At 71.8% G+C, this 18,164-nt stretch carries 19 protein-coding genes and 1 pseudogene; 13 read left to right on the top strand and 7 right to left on the bottom strand.

All coding sequences use genetic code 11. The features are described 5' to 3' along the window. Positions 1-208 precede the first annotated feature (208 nt). On the top strand, positions 209-1,114 hold the full coding sequence (locus tag ACIHCX_RS32640; RefSeq protein ID WP_400035967.1) for a universal stress protein: 906 nt from the start codon (positions 209-211) through the stop codon (positions 1,112-1,114). A gap of 155 nt (positions 1,115-1,269) precedes the next feature. Then, positions 1,270-1,887 (top strand): TOPRIM nucleotidyl transferase/hydrolase domain-containing protein, encoded by a 618-nt coding sequence (locus ACIHCX_RS32635; RefSeq protein WP_400035965.1) that lies wholly within the window; start codon positions 1,270-1,272, stop codon positions 1,885-1,887. A gap of 37 nt (positions 1,888-1,924) precedes the next feature. Here the strand turns inward: ACIHCX_RS32635 and ACIHCX_RS32630 are convergent, their stop codons facing one another. Together ACIHCX_RS32630 and ACIHCX_RS32625 are read right to left on the bottom strand one after the other, a co-directional pair. After that, a complete protein-coding gene (locus ACIHCX_RS32630; RefSeq protein ID WP_400035963.1) occupies positions 1,925-2,686 on the bottom strand; it encodes an ABC transporter permease in 762 nt (253 codons plus the stop codon). After that, positions 2,673-3,554, bottom strand: a complete 882-nt coding sequence (locus ACIHCX_RS32625; protein ID WP_400035961.1) for an ABC transporter ATP-binding protein — start codon at positions 3,552-3,554, stop codon at positions 2,673-2,675. The genes ACIHCX_RS32630 and ACIHCX_RS32625 overlap by 14 nt, the downstream gene beginning before the upstream one ends. A gap of 46 nt (positions 3,555-3,600) precedes the next feature. Between ACIHCX_RS32625 and ACIHCX_RS32620 the strand changes: the two genes are divergently transcribed. From ACIHCX_RS32620 to ACIHCX_RS32600, 5 genes are all read left to right on the top strand, one after another. Beyond that, positions 3,601-4,233: a TetR/AcrR family transcriptional regulator gene (locus tag ACIHCX_RS32620; RefSeq protein WP_400035959.1), complete on the top strand. Its 633-nt coding sequence runs from the start codon at positions 3,601-3,603 to the stop codon at positions 4,231-4,233. A 284-nt stretch (positions 4,234-4,517) separates the two neighbouring features. Beyond that, entirely contained in the window at positions 4,518-5,420 is a 903-nt protein-coding gene (locus ACIHCX_RS32615; RefSeq protein ID WP_400035956.1) for a universal stress protein, read from the top strand. Positions 5,421-5,444: 24 nt separating this feature from the next. Further along, positions 5,445-5,966 (top strand): hypothetical protein, encoded by a 522-nt coding sequence (locus ACIHCX_RS32610; RefSeq protein ID WP_400035954.1) that lies wholly within the window; start codon positions 5,445-5,447, stop codon positions 5,964-5,966. Between the two features lie 227 nt (positions 5,967-6,193). Further along, positions 6,194-6,856: a response regulator transcription factor gene (locus ACIHCX_RS32605; protein WP_400035952.1), complete on the top strand. Its 663-nt coding sequence runs from the start codon at positions 6,194-6,196 to the stop codon at positions 6,854-6,856. After that, a complete protein-coding gene (locus tag ACIHCX_RS32600; protein ID WP_400035950.1) occupies positions 6,853-8,220 on the top strand; it encodes a sensor histidine kinase in 1,368 nt (455 codons plus the stop codon). The genes ACIHCX_RS32605 and ACIHCX_RS32600 overlap by 4 nt, the downstream gene beginning before the upstream one ends. Here the strand turns inward: ACIHCX_RS32600 and ACIHCX_RS32595 are convergent. The 3 genes from ACIHCX_RS32595 to ACIHCX_RS32585 form a co-directional block, all read right to left on the bottom strand. Further along, positions 8,201-9,109, bottom strand: a complete 909-nt coding sequence (locus ACIHCX_RS32595) for a hypothetical protein (RefSeq protein WP_400035948.1) — start codon at positions 9,107-9,109, stop codon at positions 8,201-8,203. The genes ACIHCX_RS32600 and ACIHCX_RS32595 overlap by 20 nt on opposite strands. 148 nt (positions 9,110-9,257) lie before the next feature. Next, a complete protein-coding gene (locus tag ACIHCX_RS32590; RefSeq protein WP_400035946.1) occupies positions 9,258-10,085 on the bottom strand; it encodes a hypothetical protein in 828 nt (275 codons plus the stop codon). 146 nt (positions 10,086-10,231) lie between these two features. Continuing rightward, positions 10,232-10,882, bottom strand: a complete 651-nt coding sequence (locus tag ACIHCX_RS32585) for a TetR family transcriptional regulator (RefSeq protein ID WP_400035944.1) — start codon at positions 10,880-10,882, stop codon at positions 10,232-10,234. 165 nt (positions 10,883-11,047) lie between these two features. Between ACIHCX_RS32585 and ACIHCX_RS32580 the strand changes: the two genes are divergently transcribed. The 5 genes from ACIHCX_RS32580 (at position 11,048) to ACIHCX_RS32560 (ending at position 16,521) form a co-directional block, all read left to right on the top strand. Beyond that, complete coding sequence (locus ACIHCX_RS32580) at positions 11,048-11,833, top strand: SDR family NAD(P)-dependent oxidoreductase (RefSeq protein WP_400035942.1); 786 nt, start codon at positions 11,048-11,050, stop codon at positions 11,831-11,833. Between the two features lie 34 nt (positions 11,834-11,867). Next, positions 11,868-12,632, top strand: coding sequence for a glucose 1-dehydrogenase (locus tag ACIHCX_RS32575; RefSeq protein WP_400035940.1), 765 nt, complete (start codon positions 11,868-11,870; stop codon positions 12,630-12,632). A 111-nt stretch (positions 12,633-12,743) separates the two neighbouring features. Next, positions 12,744-13,700, top strand: coding sequence for a sigma-70 family RNA polymerase sigma factor (locus ACIHCX_RS32570; RefSeq protein ID WP_400035937.1), 957 nt, complete (start codon positions 12,744-12,746; stop codon positions 13,698-13,700). Between the two features lie 216 nt (positions 13,701-13,916). Further along, positions 13,917-15,413: an MFS transporter gene (locus ACIHCX_RS32565; RefSeq protein ID WP_400035935.1), complete on the top strand. Its 1,497-nt coding sequence runs from the start codon at positions 13,917-13,919 to the stop codon at positions 15,411-15,413. A 160-nt stretch (positions 15,414-15,573) separates the two neighbouring features. Beyond that, the gene (locus ACIHCX_RS32560; RefSeq protein WP_400035933.1) at positions 15,574-16,521 is read left to right on the top strand and encodes a phosphotransferase family protein; all 948 of its coding nucleotides are present in this window, start codon (positions 15,574-15,576) and stop codon (positions 16,519-16,521) included. A gap of 43 nt (positions 16,522-16,564) precedes the next feature. On the opposite strand, the gene ACIHCX_RS32555 is transcribed toward ACIHCX_RS32560, so the two are convergent. Then, the gene (locus ACIHCX_RS32555) at positions 16,565-17,014 is read right to left on the bottom strand and encodes a DUF523 domain-containing protein (RefSeq protein WP_400035931.1); all 450 of its coding nucleotides are present in this window, start codon (positions 17,012-17,014) and stop codon (positions 16,565-16,567) included. 86 nt (positions 17,015-17,100) lie between these two features. Next, the gene (locus ACIHCX_RS32550) at positions 17,101-17,559 is read right to left on the bottom strand and encodes a PH domain-containing protein (RefSeq protein ID WP_400035929.1); all 459 of its coding nucleotides are present in this window, start codon (positions 17,557-17,559) and stop codon (positions 17,101-17,103) included. 69 nt (positions 17,560-17,628) lie between these two features. Between ACIHCX_RS32550 and ACIHCX_RS32545 the strand changes: the two are divergent. Further along, positions 17,629-18,054, top strand: a pseudogene (locus ACIHCX_RS32545) (transposase); the annotation flags it as partial. Between the last annotated feature and the right edge of the window lie 110 nt (positions 18,055-18,164).

Raw genomic sequence — 18,164 nt, 5'->3', positions numbered from 1 at the left:
GGGGGGGGGGGGGGGGGCGGGGGCCCCCCCCCCCCCCGGGGGGGCCCCCACCCCCCCCCCGGGGGCCCCCCGGGGGGCGCGCGGGCCCCCCCCCCCCGCGCCCCGCCCCCCCCCCGCCGCACCGGTCCTTCGGCCCCGGTGAAGGACCACGGCCCCGGTCGCGCAGCACTCCCCGCACACCTGAACACGACACTGGAAGGTGGAGACCATGCCCCGCACCATCACCGTCGGCCTCGACGGGTCCCCCGAGAGCCGGGCCGCCGCCGAGTGGGCGGCCCGCGAGGCACAACAGCGCGGACTGCCGGTGAAGCTCGTCCAGGTCCGGGAGCCGGTACCGGAGCCCATGGCCCTGGCGATGCTGCTCGGCGCCGACACCCACCAGCACTGGACCGAGAAGGTGCTGCGCGAGGCTGCGGAAGAGCTCCGGTCGGGCCATCCCGGCGTCGAGGTGACCACCCAACACGTCACGGGACAGCCGGCCGAGGCCCTCGCCCGTGCGGCACGGGACGCCGAACTGCTCGTCCTCGGCTCGCGCGGCCTGGGCGGGATCCGTGGCTTCCTGGTCGGCTCGGTCGGGTTGGCGGCGGTGGCGTCCACCGAGCGGCCCGTCGTCCTGGTCCGTGCCGGCGAGCAGGCCGTCGAGGAGCCCGCGAGGGACGAGACCGGTGCCCCGTCCACCACGGCCGCGACCCGACCCGTCGTCCTGGGGCTCGACGTCGGCAGCCCCGACGAGGCGCTGCTCGCGTTCGCGTTTGACGCTGCCGCGCGCCGGAACGTGCCGCTGCGCGTCGTCCACGGCTGGAAGCCGCCGCCCTACTACGCCTACGGCATGGCTCTGGAACCCGCGGTCGAGCGGGAGACGGCGAAGGCCGAGGCCGCCGCCGTGACCGAGGTGCTGCGTCCCTGGCGGCAGAAGTTCCCCGGCGTGGAGGTCGTCGAGCAGCCCCACTTCGGCAGCCCCTCCCTCCTGCTGATCGAGGCCTCCCGCGAGGCATCCCTGGTCGTCGTCGGCCGGCGTGTCCGCCGGACCTCCTTCGGCGCCCGGCTCGGCCCCGTGGTCCACGCGGTCCTGCACCACTGCGCCGCCCCCGTCGCCGTCGTCGCCCACGACTGACGCGCCGCCGCGCGGGAGGGGACCGGTGCCCCGTGGTGCCGATGGCCGGCATGGCCGTACGCCTCCGGGTGCCTCGGGCGGCCGGGCCCCTCCGCTGACGAGGGGCCCGCGGTAATTCCCTCGCGCCGCGGCCGGAAGGGGCCGAGACTCGTCTCATGGCTGACATGGGAACGTTCCGGGACGCGGTCACCGCGTGGGCGGCGGGTGGCCCCGCCGACCCAGCGCACGAGTTGGCCGCGCGGCTGCCGGTCCGGGCGGTCGTCCTGCTCGAAGGGCCGAGCGACGCCGCGGCGGTCGAGGCGCTGGCGGAGAGCCGCGGCCGGGACCTGGCGGCCGAAGGGGTCTGCGTCCTGCCGATCGGCGGTGCGATGAGCATCGGGCGGTATGCCCGACTGCTCGGTTCACCGGGCCTGGGTCTCCGTCTCACGGGACTGTGCGACGAGGCGGAGAGCCCCTACTACGCGCGCGGCTTCGAACGGGTCGGTGCGGCGCAACAGGCCTTCTTCGTCTGCGCGGCGGACCTGGAGGACGAGCTCATCCGCGTGCTGGGCGTGGCACGCGTGGAGGAACTCGTCCGGGAGGAGGGCGACCACCGTGCCCTGCGGACCTTCCTGCGCCAACCCGCGCAGCAGGGCCGCACCCCACAGCGGCAGTTCAGGCGCTTCCTCGGGACGAAGAAAGGCCGCAAGATCCACTACGGCCGTGTCCTCGTCAAGGCCCTTGATCCCGACCGGATACCGGCCCCGCTCGACGGTCTGCTCTCCAGCCTCTGACCACCGGTCGCGGCACGGGAGCCCGTTGCGAAAGCTCCTAGAGAGCCACCAGCCGTCCGCTGCGGCCCTGAAGCCGGGCGGAGGCCAGGGTGCCGCAGACCAGTGCCACGGCGGCGAGCGTGCCGCAGGCCGCCGCCACACCGTGCGTGTCGCCGTGGAGGGCGGCCCGCAGACCCCGGGCGGCCCAGTAGCCGGGGGAGACCGGGGCCACGACCCCGACCCAGGTGGGAAGGACGCTGAGCGGGACGAGCGCGCCTCCGACACTGCTGAGCAGCATGCCCCCGATGTCGTAGGCGGCCGAGAGCTCGCCCACGCTGCGGGCCAGCACACCGAGCAGGGCGCCGAGGCCGAGCAGCGTGCAGCTCCAACACAGCAGGACCCCCAGCAGCAGGAGCGGATGCGGCATCCTCACCCCGAGAACGCACATGCCGTAGCCGAGGATCAGAAATTGCTGCGCGAGCAGGGCGGCGAGGACGGGTATCGCCTTGCCCGCGAGCATCTCCGCGGGGTGCAGGGGCGTACCGCGCAGCCGATCCCACGTGCGGCCGAGCCGTTCGGAGAGGATCGCGCTGCCGGAGAGCGAGAGCGCGAGGAGCGAGAAGGTGACCAGTGTGCCGACGACCGCCTGCTCGGTGCCGGCCGCCCCGCCTTGTGCGGCCAGGTAGAGCGGGCGCAGCAGGGTGAGGAAGACGAGTGGCAGGATCATCCGGCTCAGGAGCGGGCCGGGCTCGCGCAGCATCAACAGCGCGTTGTGGCGCACCAGGACGCTCACGCGGGTGGCGGATTCACGCGGCGACATCACGGGGCTCCGGCTTCTCGTCGGTCACTGCTGCTTCCAGGGAGTGGTAGAGGTCGTCCAGGCCGGGGCGCCGGATGTCGACGGAGGCGGGCGTGCGGCCTGAGGCGAGCAGGGCTGCCAGGTCGGCACCGGGATCCGTGGTCGGCACCCGCAGTTCGGGTTCGGCCGGGTCGGTGAAGGTGAGCCGCAGTTCGCCCGGCAGATGGCGGGTGAGTTCGTCCTGGGTGCCTCGCGCGATGACACGACCAGCGCGGGCGAGCGCCAACGTGGCGTCGAGATCGACGAGTTCCGGCAGATAGTGGGTGGTGTAGAGGACGGCGGCACCGGCCTCGGCACGGGACTTGACGGCGGCCAGCAGGGCCGAGCGGGTCTCCGGGTCGGCGCCGGCGGTCGGTTCGTCCAGCAGGAGCAACGGGGGAGAGCCGACGAGGGCGGTGGCCGCCTGGACGCGGCGGCGCTGACCACCGGACAGGGCGCCCGCGGGCCGGTCCGCGACAGCGGCCAGGTGAAGCTCGTCCAGGACGCGGGTGATCTCCGCGTCGCGGACCCGCCCGCGCAGCCCCGCCAGTCCGGCGAGCAGGCGCAGGTTCTCCCGCACCGTGACGCCGCCGTACAGGGCCGGCTCCTGCGGAGCCACACCGAGGAGCCGCCGCGCGGCCCGGCCGGCCCGCAGCGCGTCGTGCGTCCCGATGCGGATCCGGCCCGCGTCGGGACGCACGAGACCGGTGACGATCTCGACGAACGTGGTCTTACCGGCACCGTTGTGCCCGATCAGGCCGACGATCTCGCCGGGTGCGACCGTCAGGTCGAAGCCGTCGAGCGCGCGACGCCGGCCGTAACACTTCACCAAGCCTTCTGAGACGAGCATCCTGCCCCCGTGAGGTCTACACCGTATACGTCTACACTGTAGACCCATGAGCGGCAGGCGGGAAGAGATTCTGGACGCGGCGCTGGCCGTCGCGGACGAGCGCGGCCTCGAAGCCGTCTCGATGCGCGCGGTGGCCGACCGTGTCGGCGTGACGCCGATGGCCTTGTACCGGCACGTCGAGGACAAGGCCGCGCTCCTGGACGGAATGGTCGGCCGCCTGCTTGCCGCGCTCCTGCCGTCGGAGGCCGTCGAGAACCAGGCCTGGGACGAACGGCTCGGCGCCCTCGCGCGCGCGTGCCGGGCGGTGACCCACCGTCACCCCTGGGCCGCGTACCTGCTCTTCTCACGGCCCGCCGTCACCCCGGACGCCGTGCGCGCGGTGGACATCATCTACACGGCACTCATCGAAGCCGGGGTTCCCGAGCCCGAAGTGCCCCGACTGGAACGCCTCGTCAGCACCTTCGCGATCGGGTTCGCCGCCTCCGAGGCCTCGGGCCGCTTCGCTTCCGGCACGCTCGACCCGCGCGGCCGTCGCGGCCGGCTCCCGGAGGGCGAACTCCCCGGCCACAGCAGGCTCGCGCCATGGCTGGACCTGCCCGTCGACCTCACCGCCGAGTTCGAGGCCGACCTGGACGACATCCGGCGGCTGGTCGAGGCGGTCGCACGGCGACAGGACTGACCGCCACCCTTCGGGCGCGCGTCCCTTCCCGGGAAGCGCTCGTGCTCCAGCCGCCGAGCCGCCGAGCCGTCGGCTGGCGGGGCGTCTTTCGCCGTGAGACCGTTTTGAGCGTGATGTGCGGGAAGTCTTCGGTCCGGTCGACGAGTTGTCCGGTGCGGGGGAGTCGGCGAGGGTCGGCGCAGGGGCCGAACGGGTCCGGCGGAGTCCTTGCGGCCCATACCCACCGGGTGACCGCCAGAAGACACTGACAGTAACGAGCAGACCGAGCGCAGGAGGTGCGCGCCATGCTGTCGCCTGTCATCGTCGGAGTGGACGGATCTGCCGAGAGTCTCGCCGCCGTCGAGTGGGCCGCCCGTGAGGCGGTGCGTCGCGACCGACCGCTGCGACTGGTCCACGCCCGGAACTGGCAACGCCGTCAGGCGGAGGGTGAACCCGCGAACGCGGCGCAGCGGCAACTGGCGCGACGCACGTTGCGGCAGGCCGAGGAGCGCGTCCGCGGCTTCGTGCCCGACGTGCACCTCACCGACGAGCAGGTCGAGGGCCCGGCGACCGCGGCGCTGTTGAAGGCCACCGAGCGGGCCGAACTGCTGGTGCTGGGCTCGCGGGGCCTCAGCGGGTTCACCGGAGTCCTGGTCGGCTCCGTCGCCCAGGGGGTGGTCGCGACGGCCCCGCGCCCCGTGGTGCTCGTACGGGCCGGGGAGGAGGCCGAGGACGAGCACGTCCCGGCCGACGACGGCAGCCCGTCCACCCGCACCGGGTTCCGCGACGTGGTGCTCGGCATCGACCTCGCCGACGCCTGCGACGAGGTGCTCGAGTTCGCGTTCGAGGCGGCCCGGCTGCGGCACGCCCGGCTGCGTGTCGTGTACGCCTGGCAGCCGCCGTCCGCGATCAGTCTCGGCCCCGGGGACATCGGTCTGATCAACGATCCCGCGCAGGCCGCGGAGTGGCGGGGCTTCCTGTCCACCGTGCTGAAGGTGTGGCGCGACAAGTACCCCGAGATCGAGGTCCTGGAGACCGTCGTGGAGGGCAAGGCCTCCACCGTGCTGGTCCGGGCCGCCTCCGCGGCGAGCCTCCTCGTCGTCGGCCGCCGCCGGTCCGAGCGGCCGACGGTTCCGCGGATCGGCCCCGTCACCCATGCCGCCGTCCACCACGTCCGCTGCCCGCTGGCTGTCGTACCCCACGAGTGAGACACGCTGCTAGCCTGTGGGCCCGTGAGAGAAGCCAACGGCGCAGCCACTGCTGACGAGTTGTACGCCCGCATCGAGGACGCCGCCGCGGACACGCCGTACCGGATGCACCGGACGGAAGAGGGTTTCGAGCTGACCGTGGACGTCGACGTCCCGCAGTGGCGGGATCTGCTGACCCGCCACCGGATCACCCAGGTGCACACCTACCGCGTCGCGCTGCGCCCCGGGGAGAAGGTCTTCACGCTGACGGATGTCGTCCGCACCGTCGAGTACGAGGCGGGCCTGGGCGGAGTGCGGCTGGGAAGGACGGTGTCCGTCGGTCGGAGCGTGTCCGTCACCACGAACCGGACCCTGGGCGGCTCCGGCTCCGAGCAGTACACCTTCTCGTCCGCCGAGGGGCACCGGCTGATCCGCGGTGTGGCCGGGAAACTGGGCTGGCGGGAGGTGCAGCCCGTCAGTGTGAAGATCGCCTTGGGCGCCGCCGTCCTCGGCGGACTCGGTGCCGCCGCCGCGTTGATCGCCGTCGCCGCCGTCAAGTGGTTCTGACCGGCCGGTGGGCCGGGCCCCGCAGCCGACGCTTGTGAGCGGGGCCGGGGCCCCGACACCCGCGACCGACGCCGTTACGGCGTCGGCGCGCTCCGTGACCACGGGACCTTGAGCGGCCCCGTCGCCCCCTCGTCGTCTACAGTGCGGTAGACGGTCTACGAGGTGGTGGCCGGCCCTGGCGCATGCCGGGCCGATCGCCAGAAACGGGCACCGGAGAACGGAGGAGCATGCGCCGCAAGATCCTGGTCGTCGAAGACGACCACGCCCTGCGTGACGTCCTGCGCCGCAGCCTGTCCGACGAGGAATTCGAGCCTGTCTGCGCCGCCGACGGCGCCACCGCCCTGCGCCTGGTCACCGAGGACGTCTCCGCCGCGGTCCTCGACATCGGGCTGCCCGACGCGGACGGCCGGGACGTGTGCCAGGCGATGCGCGCCAACGGGTTCCGTGCCCCGATCGTCTTCCTCACGGCCCGGCACCAGCTCACCGACCGGCTGGCCGGGTTCTCCGCCGGAGGCGACGACTACCTGCCCAAACCGTTCCACCTCGCCGAGCTCGTCGCCCGGCTGCGAGCGGCGCTCAAACGCGCTGGGCCGATGCCCCCCGCCACGGCCGGAGAGCTGGTCCTGGACGCGGTCGAGCACAGCGTGACCGTGCGCGACGCCCACCTCGCCATGTCCCCGACCGAGTTCCGCCTGCTGGCCGCCCTGGTCGCCGCGGACGGAAGCATCGTCCGCCGTCGTGACCTGGTCCGGGCGGCCTGGCCGGCGGGCGCACAGGTCAGCGACAACACCCTGGACCAGTACCTGACCCGGTTGCGCCGCAAGCTGCGGACGGCCGGCAGCGGCCTGACCATCGGCACGGCCCGCGGGATCGGACACCGGTTGTCATGAAACGGCTCCTGGGCCGCCTGACCCCCCGCACGCTGCGCGGCCGGCTCTCGCTCGTGGCCCTGACCACCGCCGCGCTCCTCATGACCGTCCTGACCGTGGCCTTCAACGTCGCGACGAGCCGGCACCTCCAGCACCAGGCGGACGACGAGCTGCGGACCCGGGCCGCCGCCGTCGCCACGACCGTCGACACCAGCGGCCCCCGGGTACGGGTCGTGGAAAGCGCCAACGACCAACTGCTCGACGCGAACGTGTGGATCTACGCCGGGACACGTCTGCTCGAACAGCCGCCCTCCACCACGGTCCACAGCCCTCTGACCAGAGCCGCCGTACACCTCGCGGCCGTGGGACGGCGCGCCTGCACGAGCGTCCCCGCCGAGAACGTCCGGCTGTGCTCCCAGCCCGTACCCGGCCGCCACACCGCCGCCATGGTGGTCACCGCGCTGAACCTCGCCCCCTACCGAAGTTCGGCCGACACCCTGTTGCTGGCGTCACTGGCCCTGGACGCCGTCATGCTCGCGTGCACCTACGCGCTGACCCGCCTGGCCGTCGGCAGAGCGCTGCGCCCGGTGCGCACGATGACCGACCAGGCCACGCACTGGAGCGCCGTCGCCTCCGACGAACGCTTCGGCTTCGCGGAACGGCCCGCCGAGCTCGCCCGGCTCGGTGCCTCGCTGGACGCGCTGCTGGACCGCATACGCGCGGTGCTGCGCCACGAGCGGCAGCTCACGGCGGAACTCTCCCACGAACTGCGCACCCCGCTCAGCCGCATCATCATCGAACTCGACTGGTGGCGGTCCCGGCCGCGGTCGGCGGCTGAGACCCAAGCCACCCATGAGGTGGTGGACGAGGCCGCGCAGTCCATGCGCACCATCTGCGACACCCTGCTGAGCGAGGCCCGCGAAAACGCCGTGAATCCCTCGGCGGTCCCCGGCACCGTGGACGTCGTGCCCGTTCTGCGCGGGCTGATCGAGCGGCTTGGAACGCCACCGGGCGTGAGGGCCACCGTCGAGGCGGCTGATCCGGGCCCGACGGCGGGGATCGCACCCGCCCTGCTCGAGCGGATCGTCAGTCCGCTGCTGGCCAATGCCGCTCGGTACGCGCACTCCAGCGTGACCGTCGTCGTGCGTCACCCACCCGCGGCCGTACGTATCGATGTCATCGACGACGGTCCAGGCGTACCCGCGGCCTTTGAGGCCGAGCTGTTCCAGCCCGGACGGCGCGCCGACCGTGACGACGGACACGACGGCGCGGGCCTGGGACTGCCGCTGGCCCGGCGCCTTGCCCGCGCCGTCGGCGGCGAGGTGTCCCACGAGCCCGATCACGCGCCCGGGGCGCGGTTCACCGTCAGCGTGCCGGCCGGCTGACCGCTTCCGCCTCGGGCGCCGAGGCGGTGGTCCTGCGCTCACGCACCTGTGCGTAGGTCATCAGGCCGAACAGGATCGCCAGCAGCACCGCCGACGAACCCGCCGTGCCCAGCTCCAGACCGCCCTTGGCGACCGGCTTGGTGAGGAAGTCCCCCGCGGTGGCGCCCAGCGGGCGGGTGAGGACGAACGCGATCCAGAACAGAAGCACGTTCGGCACCGCGGGCACCTTCATCAGCATCACCAGGACGGCCAGGGCGCCGGTGACGAGCAGCGCGCCACCGGCGTAGCCGAGTCCTGAGCTGTCCGAGAGGAAGTCGCCCATCGAGGTACCGAGCGTGTTGGAGACGAGGATCGCCGACCAGAACAACGCCTCACTGCGGAAGGTGACGATGTCGCGGATCTGGAACGTCATCCCGGACAGCTTCCAGACGGTGAAGATGACCAGCAGGATCGAGATGAGGATCGCGGCGCCCGCCGGGTATCCGAGCCCGAGGCCCTGCGGCCCCCAGCCGAGCGACGTGGCGCCGTCCGAAAGGTACTTCGCGCTGGCGTCGCGGTTCATGAAGTCGGACATCGTGGTGCCGGCCATGCTGGTCGACAGGATCACGGTCCAGTAGAAGAACGGGTTGTAGCGGCGTGATCCGAGCTGGACGGCCAGGGTCACCACGAAGACCAGGAACAGGGCGATCGTGGTGAGGAAGTAGCCCAGCTTCAGGGTCTGCGCGAAGAGGTCCCCGGCCGTCTCTCCCAGGGTGGTCGCCGCGATCTTCATGATCCAGAACGCGAGGGTGGCCTCGGGCAGTTTCTTCATCACCGACTTCGCCGTACCGGCCGCCGGGCGGTACGTGCCCGCGACGTCGAGGTCGGTGAGGACTTCGGGTCGCTCCATCGTCCTACGCTCCTGTTCGTGGAACAGCGGGGCGCCCGTGCCGGGGGACGAGCGCCTTGTCGGGATGCGTCGGCCGTGAGGACACAGCCGACGCTCCACAATGACAGGAACATCCTGAAAACAACCTGAACGCCCCGCTCTGCCGGTTTCAGACAGTCGTTCGCCGGACGCTCCGCCCCGGCTCGATCACGTCCCGGCGCGTCACCGACAGGTACACCACCAGACCGAGGACGACTGCCAGGAAGAGCGCGCTGGTCACGACGGTGCCCAGTCCGAGACCGCCGTCCGCGCTCGGCTGGGAGAGATAGTCGCCTATGGAGGCACCCAGCGGACGGGTCAGGACGTACGCGATCCAGAAACTCCACACGGCGTTCAGGCCGAGCGTGAAGTGAGCCACGGCAACCGCCGCGATCGCGAGGGCGAACAGTGCGGCGGAGAGCCAGTAGCCGAGAGCCATCCGCTCCGAGACGAGGTCCCCGGCGGCGGTGCCGAGGGCGAAGGTGAAGAGCACGGCCAGCCAGTAGAAGGATTCACGGCTCACGGTGTCGACGTGATGGATGGACAGGGTCCGCTCACGCCGGTACCAGACGGCGAACACGACCGCGAGGGCGACGGCGAACACCGTGGTGCTCGTCTCCAGCGGCACTCCCATGTTGTCGGTGAGGTTGTCGCTGATCAACGTGCCCACGACGCTGATCAGGGCCACGGCGAGCCAGTACACGCCCGGGCGGTAGGCGCGGGTGCGGAACTGCACGACCAGCACCCCGGCCAGCAGGGCGCTCATCAGAACCGACACACCGGTCAGACCGAGGCCGGCCTTCTCGTTCAGCAGGTCCGCCGCGGTCTCACCGACCGTCGTGCACAGCACCTTGATGATCCAGAAGTAGACGGTGACTTCGGGCACCTTGTTCCAGCGCATCCGGGTGCCGAGGCCGGCCGCCGGTGTCGCAGTGGTTTCGGAGGCTTCGTAGGTCATGAGGCCCGACCGTGCCAGCGATTGCCTGAACGTTTCCTTTACGCGCCGTGCCGGGGGTTTCGGCCGTGGCCTCGGTCACGGCCGGGAGGTGAGGGTCGCGGCGGTCGCGGTTGCCGAGGCCTCACCACCGGCCATGCGCACGCTCGTTACCGAGCGCCCCCGTCGCCGGACCCCAACGAGCCTGCTGTGTGCCCGAATTGGCGCAGGCACCGGACCGCGAGGTCGGCGGGGGAGCCGGGTCCCTCGACCCCGGCCTCCGTGCCGGCCCACGTCTCCAGGGAGATCCGGATCGCGTCGGTGGCGGCGGCCGCGGTGAGCCGTACCGCCAAGTCCTCCGCGCGCCCGCCCGAGAGCCGGGCGATCACCGGGACGAGTCGTTCCTCGGATTCCTGGTTGACCCGGTACCAGACCGCCCGCAGCGCGGGGTCCTCGGCCGCGGCCCGCAGTAGTCCGCGCGTGCGCAGCAACGCCTGAGCGGCCTCCTCGTCCGGCGGGAGCAGCGCCTGCTCGACCGCGGACTCCAGCGCTTGGGGGAGTGCCGTCCCCGGCTCCGTGGCCTCCAGGAGTGCCCGCCAGCGGTCGCCGCCGACCGAGAGCAGGGGGCTCACGGCGTCCTCCTTGGAGCGGAAGTACCGGTAGAAGGTCCGCAGCGCGATCCCCGCACGCCGGGCGATCTCCTCGGCCGTCGTGCCCTGCGGGCCTCGCGTGGCGAACAACTCCATCGCCGCGTGCGCGATCTCGAGCTGCGTGGCGGCCTTGCGGCGCTCGGTCAGGGAGGGGGTCGCGTGGGTGCTCACCGCACAAGGATACGGCCCGCCCCTTCCGTTTGGCACACAATGACGTGGTGGCAAAACGTGTCATCAAGGCGTAGCGTGTAAGACGATCGAAGGCGCCGAAGGCGAGAGAGAGCCGGCGTCACAGGGCCCTGGCCGGGACATCCGCAGGGTCGGTTGGGAGAACACATGAACCGCTACGAAGGCCGTCGAGTCCTGATCACCGGCGGTGGCTCGGGCATCGGTCAGGCCACGGTGCTGCGCATCCTCGCGGAGGGCGGTACCGTCGTGGCCGCGGACGTCAGCGAGCGAGGGCTGAACGACACCGTCGAGAAGGCCGGCGCCCAGGCGGACCGCCTCACGACGCTCGTCGTCGACATAGCCGACGAGGCCTCGGTCCGCGCCGGGGTCGCCGCCGCCGTCACCGCACTCGGCGGTCTGGACGTCCTGGTCAACGCGGCCGGGATCCTGCGCTCCTCGCACACCCACGAGACGAGCCTCGAGGACTTCACGCGCATCCTCCAGGTCAACCTCGTCGGTACCTTCCTCATGATCCGCGAGTCCGTGCCGGCGCTGCTGGAGGGCCGGGGCGCGGCGGTCGTCAACTTCAGCTCGACCTCCGCGATGTTCGCGCACCCCTACATGGCCGCGTACGCGGCGAGCAAGGGCGGCATCCAGTCCATGACGCACGCGCTCGCCGCCGAGTACGCGAAGCGGGGCATCCGCTTCACCGCCGTCCAGCCCGGCTCCATCTCCTCCGGCATGACCGACGGCAGCGGTGCCAGCAGGCAGAGCGTCGGTCCGGGGCTGCCCGAGGACGCCGACATGAGCCTGTTCGCGAAGCTCTCCCCGGCACTCGGCCAGGGCTTCGCCGGTCCCGAGGCCGTGGCGTCCGTGGTCGCGATGCTCGGTTCCGAGGACGGCGGCTTCATCACCGGCACCGAGGTCCGCATCGACGGCGGCACCCACTTCTGAGGACGGCGTCGTCACCACAACGAAGGAGCGCACCATGAACGACCTGACCGGCAAGAACGTGATCATCACCGGCGGAGCGCGCGGCCTCGGGGCCGAAGCGGCCCGTCAGGCGATCGCGGCCGGAGCCCATGTGGTGATCACCGATGTGCTGGCCGAGGAAGGCAGGGCCACCGCCGCGGAACTCGGCGCCCACGCCCGCTTCCTGCACCACGACGTCACCTCCGAGGAGGACTGGCAGCGGGTGGCCGACTTCGCGGTCGCCGAGTTCGGCGGGATCCACGGCCTCGTCAACAACGCCGGGATCTCGACCGGTCAGCTTCTTGAGGCCGAGTCCGTGGAGCACTTCCGCAAGGTGCTCGACATCAACCTCACCGGTGTCTTCATCGGCATGAAGACCGTGATCCCCGCGATGAAGGAGAACGGCGGCGGTTCGATCGTCAACATCTCCTCCGCCGCGGGCCTGATGGGCCTCGCGCTGACGGCCGGTTACGGCGCCTCCAAGTGGGGCGTGCGGGGGCTGACGAAGATCGGCGCGGTGGAGCTGGGCACGGCCCGCATCCGGGTGAACTCGGTGCACCCCGGGATGACGTACACCCCGATGACCGCGTCCGTCGGCATCGAACAGGGTGAGGGCAAGTACCCGAACACGCCGATGGGGCGGGTCGGCGAGCCGTTCGAGATCGCGGGCGCCGTGGTGTACCTGCTCTCGGACGCCGCGTCCTACGTCACGGGCGCGGAACTGGCGGTGGACGGCGGCTGGACCACCGGACCGACCGTCAAGTACGTCATGGGGCAGTAACGACGGATCAGGGCCGTCCCGGGCACGTCACAGTTTCCGGTCCTCGCACGTCACATGGGTGGGCTCCGGCCCGTCAGACATCCGAGGCACCGGTGGGGAGCGTGTGACCCGATGAACGAACACGAATGGCTGGCCGCTCGGTTCGAGGCCGACCGCCCCCGCCTGCGGGCGGTGGCGTACCGGATGCTCGGCTCGCCGGCCGAGGCGGACGACGCCGTCCAGGAGACCTGGCTGAGGGCCAGCCGCTCGGACGCCGCCGCGGTGCAGAACATGAGCGGCTGGCTGACCACCATCGTGGCCCGCGTGTCGTTGAACATGCTCCAGTCCCGCCAGTCGCGCCGCGAGGAACTGGTGGACGTCCCCGGGACCGACGGCCCGCCCCGCATGGACACGCCGGTCGACCCGGAGCGTGAGGCGCTGCTCTCCGAGTCGGTCGGCACCGCCATGCTCCTCATCCTCGACACGCTCACGCCCGCGGAGCGGCTGGCGTTCGTACTGCACGACATGTTCGCCGTCCCCTTCGAGGAGATCGCGCCGATCGTGGACCGCACCCCGGCCGCTGCCCGCCAACTGGCCAGCCGTGCCCGCCGCCGCTTCCAGCGACAGGGCATCGCCCCGGGCGCACCGGGCGCACCGGGCGCACCGGGCGCACCGGGCGCGGGCCCGCAGGGCGAACCGGCGCAGGGCGAGGGCGCCGAGACCTACCAGGCCCGCAAGGCCGATCTCATCCGCGCGTTCCTCACCGCTTCCCGCGACGGCGACTTCGAGGCGCTGCTGAGCGTGCTCGCCCCGGACATCGTGCTCCGCTGCGACCCGACGGTGGTGCGGATGGGCGCGGCCAGGGGGAGGAACGCGGTGGCGGAGATCCGCGGTTCCGACGCCGTCGCCCGCGCCTTCGCCAAGCTGTCCTGGGATCCGGCGCCCGCCCTCATCGACGGTTCCGCCGGACTGGCCTACGCCCCGGACGGCGTGCCGAGGGCCGTGTACCGCTTCGGCGTCGCCGGCGGCCTGATCACCGGCATCGACGTCCGGGCGGAGCTCACCGGCCTCGACGTCGTCCTGCGCTGAACCGCCGCGCCACGTCTCGACGCCGTGGGAAAGGGGCGGGCCGCTGTGGCCCGCCCCTTTCCCACGGCCGGGCACGCCGGCGGCCGGGCGGCCGTACGGGAGTTCGCCGGCGACGGCGCCGTCCAGGCCGCGGCGGACGGCCTGTCACATCCGGCGGCCGCGAGCGGTCATACGGACAGAGCTTGCATGCAGACCAATGCGACTAGGAGACAGCTCATGTCCACACCCAGCGGCGCGCCCGCGGCCGGGGACCCACGGCGGTGGATGGTCCTCGCCGTCATCTGCACCGCCTACCTCATGCTGACCCTCGACGCCACGGTCATGAACCTGGCGCTGCCGTCGGCGCAGACCGCCCTGCACTTCTCGGACGCGGACAAGCAGTGGGTCGTGACGGCGTACGCGCTGTGCTACGGCAGCCTGTTGCTGTTCAGCGGCCGGCTGACCGACCTCGTCGGGCGCAAGGAGACCTTCATCGCCGGCCTGGCCGGCTTCGCGACCGCCTCCGCGGTGGGCGGCGCCGCCCACAGCTTCGCCATGCTGGTGGCCGCCCGCGCCTGCCAGGGCGTCTTCGCCGCACTGCTGGCGCCCACCGCCCTGTCGCTGCTGTCCACCACGTTCACCGACCCCGGGGAGCGCGGCAAGGCGTTCGGTGTCTTCGGCGCGGTCGCGGCCAGCGGCGGCGGCCTGGGCCTGCTCCTCGGCGGCGCGCTGACCTCCGCTCTGAACTGGCGCTGGTGCATGTACGTCAACCTGGTCTTCGCCGCCTTCTCGCTGATCGCCGGCTCCTCGCTGCTGACCCGGCAACCGCGCACGGGCGCCCGGATGGACGTCCCCGGCGTGGTCGTGGTGTCCGGCGGCATGCTCTGCCTGGTCTACGGCTTCTCCCAGGCGGCGACGCACAGCTGGGGCACCCCCTCGACCTGGGGTTTCCTCGTGGCCGGCGGTGTGCTGGTGGTCCTGTTCTCGTTCTGGCAGCGGCGCGCCCAGCACCCGCTGCTGCCCCCGCGGGTCGTGCTCGACCGCAACCGCGGCGGCTCCTACATCGCCGCCCTGGTCACCGGCGCCGGCATGTTCGGCGTGCTGCTCTTCCTCATCTACTACATGCAGACCGGCCTGGGATACTCGGCGATCAGGTCGGGGCTCGCCCTGCTGCCGATGGTGGCCGTCACGGCCGTGGCGAGCAACGTGGGCAACATCCGGCTGATGCCGCGCTTCGGCCCACGGCCGCTGATCACCGCCGGCATGCTGGTCAACGCCGGCGGCCTGGCCTGGCTCACCCGGATCGGGCCGGACTCCGCCTACGCCTCGACGATCCTCGGGCCGACCATGGTGGTCGGGCTCGGTATGGGCATGATCTTCGCCGCGGCCCTGCGCACCGGCACCTCCGGGGTGCTGCCGCAGGACGCGGGTATCGCCTCGGCTGCCATCAACACCGGCCAGCAACTGGGCGGCGCCATCGGCACCGCGCTGCTCAACACGATCGCGGCCGGCGCCACCGCGGACTACCTGAGCGGCCACGCCCGAGGGAGGCCGGGGCCGGCCCTGTTCCACCTGGCGACGATCCACGGCTACACCCGGGTGTTCTGGTGGTGCGCCGGCATCTTCGCGTTCGGCGCCGTCATCAGCGGCGCGCTGTTGCGCAGCGGCCCGCTGCCGGTCCCCGGCCCGCCCAGCCCCAAGGCGGCCACCGAACCGGAGAAGGTGCCCTCCTGATGTCCCCCGACGGCCACGCCTGACGGACGCCCCGACGGCCCGACGCGCCTTTAGGACGCGGCGGCAGCGGGACAACCTGGGAGGAGGGCCGGGGTCGCCCGGCCCTCCTCCCACACCACCTGACACGCGGGCCCGTCGATGAGATCGATAGCCTGCCGCCATGGTCGTGGATGAGGGCTGGGGTGCGACGCGCAACTGGGTGGAGAAGGGGCTGTCCGAGGCTGAACGCATCGAAGGAGTCACGCGGTTGCGTGGCGGCTGGACGTCGGAGATGCGCCGTCTGGACATCTGCGGGCCGGGTGGTCGGCGCTCGCTGGTGCTGCGGTCGTTCGTCAGGCCCTTCTTCGTTCGGCACGCGGAGGGTCTGCTGACCCGCGAAGCAGCCGTTCTGCGCCTGCTCGCCGGTACGGAGGTGCCCGCGGCCGGGCTGGTGGCCGTGGACGCGACAGCGCGTGACTGCGACCACCCGTCGCTGCTGATGTCCCTGTTGCCCGGGACCCTGCGCCTGGCGGACGAAGGGGCCGGCCGGCGTGCCGAACTGCTGGCCCGTCAGTTGCTGCGCATCCACCGGCTGCCGGTGACCGCCGAGGCACGACCTCGTACTTATCAGGCGTGGACCTCTCCCGAGCGAGTGAGCCCGCCCGAAGACACCGATCGGCCTGAACTCTGGCGGCGGGCCGTGGACGTGATCCGCCGCGAGCCCCCGCAGTACCGGGCCTGCTTCCTGCACCGGGACTTCCATCCTGGCAACGTCCTCTTCACGGGCGACGGCGACAGTCTGCGGATCAGCGGCGTCGTCGACTGGGTGGAGACCTCCTGGGGGCCGGCCGACCTGGACGTGGCCCACTGCTCGACGGCCCTCGCTCTGCTGCACGGTGTGTCCACGGGCATGGACTTCGCCGACCGCTACCTCGCGGCGGGAGGGACGCTGGCCGAGGACCGCGCCGCCCATCTCTACTGGCGGCTGTTGGACGCCTTGGCCTTCGCTCCGGACGCCGAGAAGGTCGCCGACCCCTGGCGCGAGACAAACCGCGCCGAGCTGACCCCCACCGTGCTGACCGGGCGGCTGGAGGAGTACCTCCAGGCCCTTTTCGACCGCTACGGCTGAAGCTGGAATCCGCCGCCCGTACTGATCGCCTGGTGAGGAGACTTCACACGCCTGACGCGGGTCGTACGGCGATCCCGTTCCGCTCGAGCAGAGCCGCCGTGACCCCGTCTCCCGGCACCAACTCCCCGGCGAACGACCCGTCGTACACCCCACCGCGTCCGCACGAAGGGCTGCGCGGCATCAGCAGTGCCTCGGTGCAGCCCGCGTTCCGCGCCGCCGCGAGGGCGCGTCGTGCTCCGTCCACGAATGCCGCCGTCACGTCCCGCCCGCTGTCGTCGACGACCCGCGCCGTCCCGTCGAGCACGTCGTACCCGTCGCCGCCCACCAACTCCGCGGGCCGCCGCGGGGTCACGAGCCCGCCCGCGACCTCCGGGCAGAAGGACACGACTTCACGGCCGGCCACCGCCGCCTCGATCTCCGAGGACCCCTTGTGCCGCCCGTCGAACCGACACGGCACCCCGCGCAAGCACGCACTGACCAGAATCGCTCCCATCCCGCCAGGCTAGCGCTGGAACACGGGACCCGCTTCGACGAAGCTGTCGCGTTCCCCACGGCCACCGAGGCTCTCGCGGCATGACGTCAGCCACCGATTGCGCGCGACCAACGCTCGTGGATGACAGACTGCTTCTGCTCGAACGCCGCATCCCACATCCGGTTAGTGAAGACCCCCGGAATCGCGACTGAGCGCCCACGGACTCGTACGGCCCGCAGGTCCCACCAGTACCCACCACGTGTGAGGTGCTGTCGCTTCTCGATTCGACTGATCTCGCTCCAGGGAATCGAGCGCCGACTGACGAAGGTACGGAATTCCATTCCATCCGCAGTCAGGAGCGTACGACCGTATCCACGGTTGATCATGTAGAAAACCGAGGCCAACCACGCAACACCGAAGCCACCGACCCACCACCATCGGTCCGATGCCGGCTCAGCTAGGCCCACTGCTACCGCCCCACCGGCAAAGACCAGCGTCAGGAAGCCGGTCCACCACCAGTTCCTCCGCTGCTCCGCGTCGCTGAGACCGATCCATACATCCGGCATGTCCACGATGCTATCGACGCGCACTCGAACAACGGCCGCCCAGCTTGACGAGTTAGACGCCTGAGGTGTCTGTGGGGAGTCAACCACCGCAGGAAGGGCGGCCGCGAACACGCTGGCCGCACTGAAGTCGACCCGCGCCGCCCGACCCGACGGCGCACCGATCTACGTGATCCTGGACAACCTGTCCGGCCACAAGGGCATCGACATCCGCCGCTGGGCCACGAAACACAAGGTCGGGCTGTGCTTCACCCCGACCTACGCCTCCTGGGCAAACCCGTCGAGGCGCACTTCGGGCCGCTGAGACAGTTCACCATCGCCAACTCCAACCACCCCAATCACACTGTGCAGACCAGATACCTGCACACCTACCTGCGCTGGCGCAACGCCAACGCCCGCCATCCCGATGTCCTCGCCGCCCCACGCAAGGAACGCGCTCGCATCCGCAGCGAGAAAGGCATCCGCTGGGGCGGACGCCCCCTCGCCACCGCAGCCTGATCAGGCGATCCAGTTCAGACGTCAGGTCTTCGCGCTACGGGCGATGCGGTACAGCACGTTCGGACGCAGTGGCCCTTCGGGCGCGGTGGGATCGTCGAAGTCGTCGACCG

The sequence above is a fragment of the Streptomyces sp. NPDC052043 genome (assembly GCF_044548235.1).
Lineage (GTDB): Bacteria > Actinomycetota > Actinomycetes > Streptomycetales > Streptomycetaceae > Streptomyces.
The sequence above is the reverse complement of the archived record's forward strand: the minus strand, read 5'-3'. Positions and strand labels throughout refer to the sequence as shown.